General features: G+C 69.4%; 11 protein-coding genes. 10 read left to right on the plus strand and 1 reads right to left on the minus strand.

Going from position 1 to position 12,780, the window contains the following annotated elements:
- Positions 1-28 precede the first annotated feature (28 nt).
- The 7 genes from ASG80_RS02990 to ASG80_RS03020 all read left to right on the plus strand — a co-directional run bounded on the left by ASG80_RS02990 (position 29) and on the right by ASG80_RS03020 (position 8,415).
- Entirely contained in the window at positions 29-1,585 is a 1,557-nt protein-coding gene (locus tag ASG80_RS02990; RefSeq protein ID WP_056728259.1) for a CoA-acylating methylmalonate-semialdehyde dehydrogenase, read from the plus strand.
- A gap of 78 nt (positions 1,586-1,663) precedes the next feature.
- Entirely contained in the window at positions 1,664-2,575 is a 912-nt protein-coding gene (iolB, locus tag ASG80_RS02995) for a 5-deoxy-glucuronate isomerase (protein WP_056728265.1), read from the plus strand.
- Between the two features lie 17 nt (positions 2,576-2,592).
- Complete coding sequence (gene iolD, locus ASG80_RS03000) at positions 2,593-4,503, plus strand: 3D-(3,5/4)-trihydroxycyclohexane-1,2-dione acylhydrolase (decyclizing) (RefSeq protein ID WP_235508021.1); 1,911 nt, start codon at positions 2,593-2,595, stop codon at positions 4,501-4,503.
- Positions 4,500-5,417, plus strand: coding sequence for a sugar phosphate isomerase/epimerase (locus tag ASG80_RS03005; RefSeq protein ID WP_056728272.1), 918 nt, complete (start codon positions 4,500-4,502; stop codon positions 5,415-5,417). The genes iolD and ASG80_RS03005 overlap by 4 nt, the downstream gene beginning before the upstream one ends.
- Positions 5,418-5,467: 50 nt before the next feature.
- Complete coding sequence (gene iolG, locus ASG80_RS03010) at positions 5,468-6,478, plus strand: inositol 2-dehydrogenase (RefSeq protein WP_056728274.1); 1,011 nt, start codon at positions 5,468-5,470, stop codon at positions 6,476-6,478.
- A 63-nt stretch (positions 6,479-6,541) separates the two neighbouring features.
- Entirely contained in the window at positions 6,542-7,624 is a 1,083-nt protein-coding gene (locus ASG80_RS03015; protein ID WP_056728275.1) for a transaldolase family protein, read from the plus strand.
- Positions 7,625-7,638: 14 nt separating this feature from the next.
- Entirely contained in the window at positions 7,639-8,415 is a 777-nt protein-coding gene (locus ASG80_RS03020) for a TIM barrel protein (RefSeq protein WP_056728276.1), read from the plus strand.
- Between the two features lie 4 nt (positions 8,416-8,419).
- On the opposite strand, the gene ASG80_RS03025 is transcribed toward ASG80_RS03020, so the two are convergent.
- On the minus strand, positions 8,420-9,607 hold the full coding sequence (locus tag ASG80_RS03025; protein WP_056728277.1) for a Gfo/Idh/MocA family protein: 1,188 nt from the start codon (positions 9,605-9,607) through the stop codon (positions 8,420-8,422).
- Between the two features lie 196 nt (positions 9,608-9,803).
- Between ASG80_RS03025 and ASG80_RS03030 the strand changes: the two genes are divergently transcribed.
- The 3 genes from ASG80_RS03030 (at position 9,804) to ASG80_RS03040 (ending at position 12,752) form a co-directional block, all read left to right on the plus strand.
- Positions 9,804-10,778, plus strand: coding sequence for a substrate-binding domain-containing protein (locus ASG80_RS03030; protein WP_056728279.1), 975 nt, complete (start codon positions 9,804-9,806; stop codon positions 10,776-10,778).
- 64 nt (positions 10,779-10,842) lie between these two features.
- The gene (locus ASG80_RS03035; protein WP_056728280.1) at positions 10,843-11,904 is read left to right on the plus strand and encodes an ABC transporter permease; all 1,062 of its coding nucleotides are present in this window, start codon (positions 10,843-10,845) and stop codon (positions 11,902-11,904) included.
- Complete coding sequence (locus ASG80_RS03040; protein WP_082589684.1) at positions 11,901-12,752, plus strand: ATP-binding cassette domain-containing protein; 852 nt, start codon at positions 11,901-11,903, stop codon at positions 12,750-12,752. The genes ASG80_RS03035 and ASG80_RS03040 overlap by 4 nt, the downstream gene beginning before the upstream one ends.
- Positions 12,753-12,780 lie beyond the last annotated feature (28 nt).

The following is a 12,780-nucleotide window of genomic DNA, read 5'->3' on the forward strand; positions in this document are numbered from 1 at the left end:
CCACTTCACCGACCGGAGGAACACCCCGATGACGACGACTGAGACCGCCGCGACCGGAACCGCAGCAGCGACCGCTGACCTTCCCGTCCTCGCGCACTGGATCGACGGCGCCGAGCGCCCCTCGACCAGCGGGCGAACCTCGCCCGTGTACAACCCGGCCACCGGCACGCCCTCGGCGAACGTCGGCCTGGCCGATGAGACCGAGATCGCCGAGGCCATCGCCTCGGCCCAGCGCGGCTACGAGATGTGGAAGGACTATTCGATCGCGAAGCGCCAGACGGTGCTCTTCGCCTTCCGCGAACTCCTGAACGCGCGCAAGGGCGAGCTCGCCGACATCATCACGTCGGAGCACGGCAAGGTGCGTTCCGACGCGATGGGCGAGATCCTCCGTGGTCAAGAAGTGGTGGAGCTCGCCACCGGATTCCCGCAGCTGATCAAGGGGGCCTACTCGGAGAACGCGTCGACCGGGATCGACGTGTACTCCCTGCGCCAGCCGCTCGGCGTCGTCGGGGTCATCAGTCCCTTCAACTTCCCGGCGATGGTGCCCATGTGGTTCTTCCCGGTCGCGATCGCGGCCGGCAACGCGGTCATCGTGAAGCCGAGCGAGAAGGACCCCTCGGCGTCGCTGTGGATCGCGCGGCTCTGGAAGGAGGCGGGCCTGCCCGACGGCGTGTTCACCGTCCTCCAGGGCGACAAGGTCGCCGTCGACGGCCTGCTCACGAGCCCGGTCGTGCAGTCGATCTCGTTCGTGGGATCCACGCCGATCGCCCAGTACATCTACGAGACGGCGGCCAGGCACGGCAAGCGCGTGCAGGCGCTCGGCGGCGCGAAGAATCACATGCTCGTGCTGCCCGATGCCGACCTCGACCTCGTGGCCGACCAGGCGGTGAACGCCGGATACGGCGCGGCGGGTGAGCGCTGCATGGCGATCTCGGTCGTGCTCGCCGTCGAGCCCGTCGCCGACGAGCTCATCGACAAGATCTCCGAGCGCATCACGCGGTTGCGGATCGGCAACGGCGCCGGCGGTTCGGATGGCGAGCCCGACATGGGACCGCTCATCACCGACGTGCACCGCGACAAGGTCTCGTCGTACGTCGACATCGCCGAGGCGGACGGCGGGAGGATCGTCGTCGACGGTCGCGGCTTCACGGTCCACGGCCACGAGGACGGCTTCTGGTTCGGCCCGACGCTCATCGACGACATCCCCACGACGTCGCGCGCCTACCGCGAGGAGATCTTCGGACCCGTGCTCGAGGTCGTGCGGGTGCAGACGTTCCAGGAGGGCCTCGACCTCATCAACTCGGGGGCATTCGGCAACGGCACCGCGATCTTCACGAACGACGGCGGGGCGGCGCGCCGCTTCCAGAACGAGGTCCAGGTGGGCATGATCGGCATCAACGTGCCGATTCCTGTCCCGGTGGCGTATCACTCGTTCGGCGGCTGGAAGGCGTCGCTGTTCGGCGACGCCAAGGCGTACGGTGTGCACGGGTTCGACTTCTTCACGCGCGAGAAGGCGATCACGAGCCGGTGGCTCGACCCCGCGACCCACGGCGGCATCAACCTCGGCTTCCCGCAGAACCACTGACCCCGAACGGATGTCGCGTGGCGCCGTGCCCGCCGCGCTCGCGGCATCCGTTCGCACCGATCTCACGAAGGCGAGAGCATGACGACCGACCAGCGCTGGTTCCACCGCCGGGGCCTGCTCGCACGCGACGGCTGGGAGAGCGTCGTCGACGCTGGGACGCCCGGGTGGCGGCACACCGGACTCCGCGTGACGCACCTCACGAAAGGGGAGGAGCTGCAGCTCGCGGAGACCGGTGTCGAACGGATCGTCGTCCCGCTGTCCGGCTCGTTCACCGTCGCGCACCGCGACGACGAACGCGTCACGACGACCCGCCTGCACGGTCGGACGTCGGTGTTCAGCGGTCCGACCGACGTGCTCTACCTCTCGTCGGCGTCGACGGCGGTCCTGACGGGGGAGGGCCGCATCGCCGTGGCGTCCTCGCCCACCGACGACGTCCGGCCGACCCGGTACATCGCCGCCTCCGAGACGCCCGTCGAACTCCGCGGCGCCGGGGCGTCGAGTCGGCAGGTGCACAACTTCGGCACGCCGCAGGCACTGGATGCCGCCCGCCTCATCGTGTGCGAGGTCATCACGCCCGCCGCCAACTGGTCGTCGTACCCGCCGCACAAGCACGACGAGCACCATCCCGGCGCCGAGTCGCGGCTCGAGGAGATCTACTACTTCGAGGCCGCGCCGGTGGCGGGATCCGACGCGTCGGCCGACGCGGCGTTCGGGCTCTTCAGCACCTACTCCTCGCCCGCGGGCGACATCGACATCAACGCCATGGTGCGCACCGGCGACATCGCGCTCGTGCCCTACGGCTACCACGGGCCCGCGGTCGCGGCGCCCGGCTACGACCTCTACTACCTCAACGTGATGGCCGGACCCGACGCCGAACGGGAATGGCTCATCAGCGATGACCCTGCCCACGCGTGGGTGCGCGACACATGGAACGGGCAGGACGTCGATCCGCGACTGCCCTACGACAACGGGAAGGAAGGGCGGCACTGATGGCGGCGACGAGAAGGATGACGGTCAGCCAGGCGCTCATCGAGTTCCTGGCGCGCCAGTGGACCGTGGACGGCGACATCCGGGAGCGCACGATCCCCGGGGTGTTCGGCATATTCGGCCACGGGAACGTCGCGGGCGTCGGCCAGGCGCTCAAGCAGCTCAACGTGGACCAGCCGGAGCTCATGCCCTACTTCCAGGCCCGCAACGAGCAGGCGATGGTGCACCAGTCGGTCGGATACGCGCGCATGCACCGCCGTCGCGCCACGTTCGCGTCCGCGGCATCCGTCGGACCGGGCGCGACCAACATGCTGACCGGCGCCGCGCTGGCGACCACCAACCGGCTCCCCGCCCTGTTGCTGCCGAGCGACACGTTCGCCACACGGGTCGCAGATCCGGTGCTGCAGCAGCTCGAGCAGCCATGGGACATCGGCCTGACGGTGAACGACGCGTTCCGGCCGCTGTCGAAGTTCTTCGACCGAGTGCAGCGGCCCGAGCAGCTCTACTCGATCGCGCTCGGCGCGATGCGCGTGCTCACCGACCCGGTCGAGACCGGCGCGGTCACGATCGCGCTGCCCGAGGACGTGCAGGCCGAGACGCTCGACGTGCCCATCGAGTTCCTGCAGGACCGCGAGTGGCACCTGCGCCGCCCGCTCCCCGAACACGGTGCGCTCGCGAGGGCCGTTGCAACGATCCGCGGCGCCGAACGGCCCTTCATCGTGGCCGGCGGCGGGGTGCTCTACTCGGGCGCCGAAGACCAGCTGCGCGCACTCGTGGGGGCGACCGGCATCCCGGTCGGCACGACGCAGGCCGGCGGCGGCTCGCTGCCATGGGACCACCCGCAGTACCTCGGCGCGGTCGGCGCGACCGGCACGACTGCGGCCAACCGACTCGCCGCCGAGGCCGATGTGGTCATCGGCATCGGGACTCGGTACAGCGACTTCACGACCGCCTCTCGCACGGCGTTCCGTGACCCGAGTGTCCGTTTCGTCAACATCAACGTCGCGGCGTTCGACGCGTACAAGCACGGGACGCAGTTGCCGGTGGTCGCCGACGCGCGGGAGACGCTCGTCGCACTCGCCGCCGAGCTCGCCGGCCACCGCGTCGCGGCCGGGTACTCCGAGCGCATCGCGCACGAGAAGTCCGAATGGGATGCCGCGGTCGACGTCGCCTTCGCGCCGTCGGGTCGCGCCCTGCCGGGTCAGCCCGAGATCATCGGCGCCGTCCAGTCCGCAACGGCCCCCGAGGACGTGATCGTGCAGGCGGCGGGGTCGCTGCCCGGCGACCTGCACCAGCTGTGGCGGGTGCGGGATCCGCTCGGGTACCACGTCGAGTACGCCTATTCCTGCATGGGCTACGAGATCGCCGGCGGCCTCGGGGTCAAGCGCGGTCTGACGGCGGCGGGTGACGAGCGCGACGTGATCGTGATGGTCGGTGACGGCTCGTACCTCATGCTGAGCTCGGAGCTCGCGACGGTCGTCGCAGAGGGGATCAAGCTGATCGTGATCCTCATCCAGAACCATGGCTTCGCCTCGATCGGGCACCTCTCCGAGACGGTCGGATCGGAGCGGTTCGGCACCAAGTACCGGGTGTACGACGCCGAGGCCCGCAACTTCCAGGGCGACCGGGTGCTCCCGGTCGACCTCGCCATGAACGCGCGGAGCTATGGCATCGACGTCATCGAGATTACGCCGGGCTCGGACGCGATCGCGGACCTCGCGGCCGCGGTCGCCGCCGCGAAGGCCTCCGACCGTGCCACGTTCATCCACGTCCACAGCGACCCGCTCGTCTACGGACCCGACGGAGAGGGATGGTGGGATGTGCCGGTGTCCGAGGTGTCGACGCTCGAGTCCACGCAGCGTGCCCGCGCCGAATACGAGCGCCTCCGTCAGGCGCAGCGGCCGCTTCTCGGCGCGGAGGACGCCCGGTGAGGGCGTCGGTGGCGGGAGCGCCCGTGAGCTTCGGGGTCTTCGAACTGACACCCGAGGGAGCGGAGACCGTCGCGCCCGACGACCTGCTCGCGATCCTCGCCGAGGCGGGGTACGGCGGCGTCGATCTGGGCCCCGTCGGCTATCTCGGTCGTGACGCAGAGCTCCGTCGTCGCCTCGAGCGATTCGACCTCGAGCTCGCCGGCGGCTGGGTGCAGCTTCCCTTCTCCGACGATGAGGCGTTCGAGGCGTCGCTGCCCGCGCTCCACGACGCGCTGGTCGTCTTCTCGACCGCCGCCGAGTCGGGCCCTGCGCGGCTTCCCCTGCCCACGCTCGCTGACGACGGCTCGGCCGCGCGGCGTGCTGCGCCCGGGCGCGGCGCCGTCGAGGACCCGCTGGACGCCGCCCGCTGGGACCGGTTGGTCGCCAACGTGCAACGCGCCGTGGCGGTCGTCCGCGGCGCCGGGTTCGAGCCCACCTTCCACCACCACGCGGGGACGTTCGTCGAGTCACCGGAGGAGATCGACCACTTCCTCGCGGAGGTCGACATGGGTCTGACGCTCGATACCGGACACCTCTTCATCGCCGGCGGCGACCCCCTCGACGCGGTACGTCGATGGGGACGACGCATCAACCACCTCCACCTGAAGGATGTCGACCTCGCCGAGCTGCGGCGGGTGCTCGCGGCGGGCGGCGGGATGCCGGAGGTCTGGTCGTCGGGCGCGTTCGTGGCCTTCGGTCGCGGCGACATCGACCTCGACGCGGTCATGACCGCCGTCGACGACCTGGACTTCGACGGTTGGGTCGTGGTCGAGCAGGACGTGCTCAACGGAAGTGACATCTCGCTCACGGCCTTCGAGGCGGAACGCGCGGCCGACCAGCGCAGGAACCGCGACGCGCTCCGTCGCTGGGTCTGAGCGAAACAGGGTCGTCAGATCTGAGTGGAACAGAAAGGAACGAACGAGACATGACGGAACGCCCCCTGCGGTTCGGGCTCATCGGCACCGGACGCATCGGCCGGGTGCACGCCGCGAGCATCGCAGCCGACCCCGACTCCACGCTCGCCTGGGTCTGCGACCCGATCGTCGAAGGAGCGCATGCCGTGGCCGAGCGGTACGGCGGCACCGTGACCGACAGGGCGGACGAGCTGTTCGCGTCGGGCGAGGTGGACGCCGTGCTCGTGGCCTCCCCGACCCCCACACACGTGGAGCTCATCGAGCGGGCCGTTGACGGCGGCATCCCCGTGCTCTGCGAGAAGCCGATCGACCTCGACATCGCACGCGTCGAGGCGCTCCGTCCGAAGATCGCGGCGTCGGGCGTGCCCGTCGCGTTCGGCTTCAACCGGCGGTTCGACCCCGCCTTCGCGAGCGCCAGGGCCCGCGTCGCGGCCGGCGAGATCGGCGATCTCGAGCAGCTCGCGATCATCAGCCGCGATCCTGCGCCACCGCCGGCGGCCTATATCGCCGTCTCGGGCGGCATCTTCCGCGACATGACCATCCACGACTTCGACATGGCGCGATTCTTCGTCCCCGACATCGTGGAGGTGTCGGCGATCGGCACCACGACCTTCGACGCCGGCGCCCGCGAGCACGGCGACTTCGACACGGCGGTGACCGTGCTGCGCGCGGCATCCGGGGTCATCGTGACGATCACCAACTCGAGGCACAGTGCCGTCGGGTACGACCAGCGCATCGAGGCGTTCGGCGTCGACGGCATGCTCCAGGTCGCGAACGCGGGAACGAGCCTCGTGAGCCTCTCGACGGCGCGGGCCGTGGAGGCGAAGCCGCCGTACGAGGAGTTCTTCCTCGAGCGGTACGCCAGCGCCTACGCGGCCGAGCTGCACGAGTTCATCAGGCTCGTGCGCGGCGAGCCTTCGACGAGCCCGACCTTCGACGACGGCCGGGCGGCGCTCATCCTGGCGGATGCCGCGCAGCGGGCGGCGACCGAGCACATCGTCGTCCAGGTCGATCTCGCCTGACCGACCGTCTCCACCCGACCCGACCCGAACCGTCACCTCGCCCGATCCGACGAAAGGACGCCGATGTCCCTCCTCACCGACCCGAAGGCCGCTTCGCTGGCCCGCGCCGCCGCGACGTCGACCTCGATCTGGAACGACTCCGCCGACCCGGGCGAACTGCGCCGCTCGATCGAGTTCGGCGCCGTCGGAGCGACGTGCAATCCCGTCATCGCCTACACCGTCATCAAACGGCACCCCGAGGTGTGGGGACCGCGGTTGCGCGAGTTGGCGGTCGAGCATCCGACCTGGGGTGAATCCCAGCTCGGATGGGCCGCGGTGAAGGAGCTCTCGATCGAGGCCGCCCGGTTGCTCGAACCGGCGTTCGCAGAGAGCGGCGGGCGCGACGGCCGCCTCTCCATCCAGACCGACCCACGACTCCACCGTGACACGGCGGCCCTCGTCGACCAGGCCGTGGAGTTCTCGCGCCTCGCCGAGAACATCATCGTGAAGCTCCCCGCGACCGAGGCGGGCATCGCCGCGATGGAGGAGGCCGCATACCGGGGCGTGAGCATCAACGCCACGCTGAGCTTCACCGTGCCGCAGGCGCTCGCCGTGGGCGCCGCACTCGAACGCGCGCTGGACCGGCGCGCGTCAGAGGGGTTGCCAGAGCGGGAGTTCGGCCACGTGGTGACGATCATGGGCGGCCGCCTCGACGACTGGCTGAAGAAGTGGACGGCCGACCGAGGCATCCTGACGACGCCGGGCGTGCTCGACTGGGCTGGCGTCGCGGCGCTCAAGCGAGCACACGCGACCTTCGTCGAGCGCGAGTACCGCAGCCGGATCCTCTCCGCGGCGTTCCGGAGCCACCTCCACTTCTCGGAGCTCGTGGGCGGTGATCTCGTGATCTCGCCGCCGTTCGAGTGGCAGAAGCGGATCAACGACAACGCGATCGCGGTGGAGGCCGACCGGATCGACGTCCCGGTCCCCGGCGAGATGCTCCGGGAGCTGATGAGCTTGGCTGAGTTCCGACGCGCGTACGAGCCCGACGGCATGACGCCGGACGAGTTCGAGCACTTCGGCGCCGCGAGGAACACCCTTCGTCAGTTCCTCGACGCGGACGCGCAGCTGGACGCACTCGTGCGCGACCTCATCGTGCCGGCTGCCTAACGGGGGATGCGCGCATGGGCTTCCGACTGGCGGCATCCGCCGAGATGCTGTTCCGCGACCTCCCCTTCGTCGAGCGGGTCCGCCGCATCCACGACCGCGGCTTCGAGGTCGAGATCTGGGACTGGAGCAGGAAGGACCTCGACGCGATCACGGCCACCGGCGCGACGATCTCATCGATGACCGGCTACCTCCGCGGCGACCTCACCACCGAGGACGGCATCGCAGAACTCCTCTCGACCGCGCGCGAATCGCTCGCCGCGGCGGAGATCATCGACGTGCCGCGGCTCAACCTGCATGGCACCGGGCTCGATCCTCGAGGACTGCCGGTGCGGCCGCGGGAGTGGGTCACGGAAGCCGATTGGATCGTGGCGGCCGATACCCTCGCCCGTCTCGCCGAGCTCGGCGCAACGGCAGGTCGGGTCTTCACGCTCGAGAACCTCAACACCGCCGTCGATCATCCGGGCACCCCGTTCGCGCGCGCGGCCGACGTGCTCACGCTGGTCGAGGCCGTGAACAGCCCCGCGTTGCGAATGAACCTCGATCTCTATCATGCGCAGATCGGCGAGGGGAACCTCATCGACCTCGTGCGCCGTGCACTGCCGTGGGTCGGGGAGATCCAGGTCGCCGACGTCCCGGGCCGGTGCGAGCCCGGAACCGGCGAGGTCCGCTACCGGGCCGTCGCCGACGAGTTGCGCGCCCTCGGCTACGACGGCGTCGTCGGGCTGGAGGGGTGGGCGAGCGGCGACTCCGACGACGCGCTCGACGCGTTCCAGGCGACGTTCGCCGAGTGACCCGTCACCGCCCGAACGTCGTCTCGCCGGCGACGACGGGGACCTCGCTCCACTGGCCGGATGCCGCGCTTCGGAGTGCCGCCTCGACGATCTCCGCGGCAGACCACGCATCAGCCGCTGACGGAGCGAGCTGGCGACCCTCCTGCACGGAACGCAGGAACAGGGCCGCTTCGATCGTCTTGAGGTCGTCGAATCCCATGCCGGTGCCTGCGCCTGGCTGGAACCGCGAGAACTCGCCGAATCCGGGCTCGACCATCACGGTGCGGTACCCAGACGCGCCCTCGGCGACCTGCAGCTCGTTCATGCGCTGGAAGTCCCACCGCAGCGATCCGCCGGTGCCGTAGACCTCGATCACGTACTCGGCACGTGGCCCGACGGCCACCCGGCTCGCGTCGAGGACGCCCACGGCGCCGGAGTCGAACCGAACGAGCAGTGCGGCGTAGTCCTCGTTCTCGACGGGGCCGGTCGGGTCGCCCGATTCGCCGCGGCTGAAGTGGCTCGCGGCTCCTGTCCGGGGGAGGGGGCGCTCGCGGATGAACGTCTCGGTGAGGGCGCTGACCGATGCGATGCGCCCGGTCACGTACTGAGCGAGGTCCGCGCCGTGCGAGAGCAGATCGCCGAGCACGCCCGAGCCCGAGCGCTCGCGGTTGAAGCGCCAGGTCAGAGCGCCCATCGGGTCGGCCGAGTAGTCGGCGAGCATGGCGACGCGCACGTTCGTCACGGTGCCGATGGCGCCGCTGCGCACGAGGTGGCGCGCGTGTGCGACGGCGGGGGCGTGGCGGTAGTTGAAACCGACGGAGGTGACCAGTCCGCGAGCGGCCGCCGCCTGGGCTATCTCACGGGACTCGTCCGCGCCGCGGCCCATGGGCTTCTCGATCCAGAACGGCTTGCCGGCCGCGACCGCCGCGAGGGCGACCTCGCGGTGGAGGAAGTTGGGGGCGCAGATGGAGACGACGTCGATCTCGGCGTGCGACATCACCGCCGCGTAGTCTGGCGTCGTCTCGCGGTAGCCGAGTACGTCCGACGCGTGTGCGCGGCCCTGCTCGTCGGGGTCGGCGGCGATGACGAGCTCGGCACGGGCGGGTAGCTCCGGGTAGTGGTGGGCGGCGGCGAGGTAGGCGCGGGAGTGCAGCCGGCCCATCCAGCCGACCGAGACCAGGCCGACTCCGATGCGGGCGTGATGAGTGGTCATCCGAGGGGCTCCTTCGGCCGGAGTGGAAGCGGGCTCCGACCAGCCTAGGCTGATTTGACAGTATGTGTAGACAATTTGTTCAACATGCTGGACTTGATCAATATGATCGGACATACTTTCATTTGCGAGGTCAGGGCCGACAGGCGACCTCAACCCGACTCAACGAAGAGAAGAGGCACTGAGAATGTCCAAGAGGATGATCGCTCCGTTTGCGGTCGCGGCCGCCCTGGTGCTCGGCATCACCGGCTGTACTGCATCGAACACGGATGACGCGTCGGACAGCAACGCCGACGGCGACAACGCTTCGATCAAGATCTGCGTCTACACCCATGGCGACGGTGGAACCTTCTGGTCCGTTGCGCAGAAGGGCGCCGAGGACGCGGCAGAGTCGCTCGGAGTCACACTCGACTACCAGGGCTCGACGAACGACTCCGCCAAGCAGGCGTCGACGATCGAGGCCGGCGTCTCGGGCGGCTGCAACGGCATCGCCGCATCGGCGCCCGACCCCGGCGCCATCGAGGACGCCATGCTCTCCGCGGCGGACGCGGGGATCCCGACCGTCACCATCAACTCGGGGTCCGCGGTCTTCAAGGACCTCGGTGCCTTCACTCACGTCGGTCAGGACGAGATCGTGGCCGGCCGCGAAGCGGGACTGCGGTTCAACGAGCTCGGTGCCACGAAGCTGCTGTGCCCCATCCAGGAGGCGGCGAACTCGGGTCTCACCGATCGATGCGACGGCGCCGCTGAGACGTTCAACGGCGAAGTGGAGCAGTTCAACATCGACGGGGCGCTCGCAGATCTCACCGGGGCGGAGTCGAAGATCCGCGCGGCGCTCCAGGCGGATCCGTCGATCGATGGGGTGTTCGCCTTGAACTCCGACGTCGCGACCGGCGCCGTCATCCCGGCGGTGGAGGCGGTCGGGGCCGACATCACCGTCGGCACGGTGGACCTGTCGAGCGACGCGCTCGCCGCGATCACCGACGGGTCGCTCGCCTTCGCCATCGACCAGCAGCAATACGCGCAGGGCTACCTCGCCGTTGAGCTGCTCTACCTCGCGGTGAAGGACGCCCTCAAGCTCGGCGGTGGTCTCCCGATGTACACCGGGCCGGCCTTCGTGACCGCCGACAACGTCGATGCGGTGCAGGCGTCCGTCGAGGCGGGCACCCGCTGACATCCGCTCGGGGCGGCGCGGTCTCGGGCCGTGCCGCCCCCGTCCAACATGAAAGCAGCAGCGCATGTCCTTCCTGACTGAAACGAGCAACGTCGCCGTCGATGAGCGGGTTGCCCGGACCCCTTGGTATCAAAAGGTCCTTCGCAGGCCCGAGCTGGGTGCTCTGCTCGGTGCGATCGTCATCTTCATCGTGTTCACGATCGCGGACACCACCGGTCAGTTCGCGACGCTGGCAGGCGCAGCGGGCTGGACGGACTTCGCAGCCCCGGTCGGCATCGTCTCGGTGTTCGTGGCGCTCCTCATGATCGGCGGCGAGTTCGACCTCTCCGCCGGTGTCATGGTGGGCACGTCGGGCCTGTTCGCCGGGCTCCTGATCACGCAGCTCGGGTGGGGCGTCTGGCCGGCGATCTTCGTGACGCTCATCATGGCGGCGGTCGTCGGGTACATCAACGGCTTGCTCGTCATCCGTACTGCACTGCCGTCGTTCATCGTGACGCTCGGCACGTTCTTCGTGCTCAAGGGGGCGAACCTCGCCATCACGAAGGGACTGACCGGCACGGTCCGGGTATCCGGGGTCGACCAGGCCGACGGCTTCGATTCGGCACGTGCGTTCTTCGCGACCACCTTCGAGATCGCGGGCGTCGAGTTCCAGATCTCGGTCATCTGGTGGATCGCGCTGACGGCGATCGCGACGGTGCTGCTGACCCGCACGGTCTTCGGCAACTGGATCTTCGCGTCCGGCGGCGACTCGAATGCGGCCCGGAACGCCGGTGTGCCCGTGAACCGGACGAAGATCACGCTCTTCGTCCTCACGTCGCTCTCCGCCGCATTGGTCGGCATCATGTTCCTGCTCCGCCTGCGCGGAATGCAGGCGGGTCAGGGTGTCGGGCAGGAGTTCTACTACATCATCGCCGCCGCGGTGGGCGGCTGCCTGCTGACGGGCGGAGCCGGGTCGGCGATCGGCGCGTCGATCGGTGCGCTGATCATGGGCTTCGCGGCCGTCGGCATCCCGTACGCGCTGTGGGACCAGGACTGGGTGTCGACCTTCCTCGGCATCATCCTGTTCTCTGCCGTGCTCATCAACATCACGATCTCGCGCCGCGCACAGGGAGGACGAACGAAATGACGGAGAACACGCCCGACCTCACGCCGATCATCGAGGAGGCGGCCGGACACGACCCCGCGCCGCCGGCCGCCGATACCCCCGCGTTGCGCCTCGATGACGTCGGCAAGACGTTCGGGAGCGTCATCGCGCTCCGGAACATCAACCTGCACGTGGATCCGGGAACGGTGACCTGCGTACTCGGCGACAACGGTGCGGGCAAGTCGACGCTCATCAAGATCCTGAGTGGCGTGCACAAGCCGAACTCAGGCAAGTTCCGGGTCCAGGGCGACGAGGTCGACTTCTCGTCGCCGCGCGACGCACTGGCGCGAGGCATCGCGACGGTGTACCAGGATCTCGCCACGGTGCCGCTCATGTCGATCTGGCGGAACTTCTTCCTCGGCAACGAGCCGACGCAGGGGGTGAAGGCATTCGGATTCATGGCGACGAAGCGCGCACAGCACACGACCAAGGCGGCGCTGCTCGAGATGGGCATCGACCTCCGGGACACGAACCAGCCCATCGGCACGCTCTCGGGCGGTGAGCGCCAGGCCGTTGCGATCGCCCGGGCCGTGCACTTCGGCGCGAAGGTGCTCATCCTCGACGAGCCGACGAGCGCGCTCGGCGTGCGCCAGTCCGGGATCGTGCTGAAGTACATCCTGGCGGCGCGGGAGCGCGGTGTCGCGGTCGTGTTCATCACGCACAACCCGCACCATGCGTTCCTCGTCGGTGACCGGTTCTACATCCTCAACCGCGGCCGCATGATCGCCGAGTTCGTGCGCGGCAAGGTCGAGCTCGAGGACCTCATCCAGGCGATGGCGGGTGGTGCGGAGCTGGAGACGCTCGCTCACGAGATCTCCTCCATCCGGTGACGTCGAGCGAGCCGCCGGCGTCGTCCCC

Origin of the sequence: Agromyces sp. Soil535, assembly GCF_001428255.1 — a bacterium.
Lineage (GTDB): Bacteria > Actinomycetota > Actinomycetes > Actinomycetales > Microbacteriaceae > Agromyces.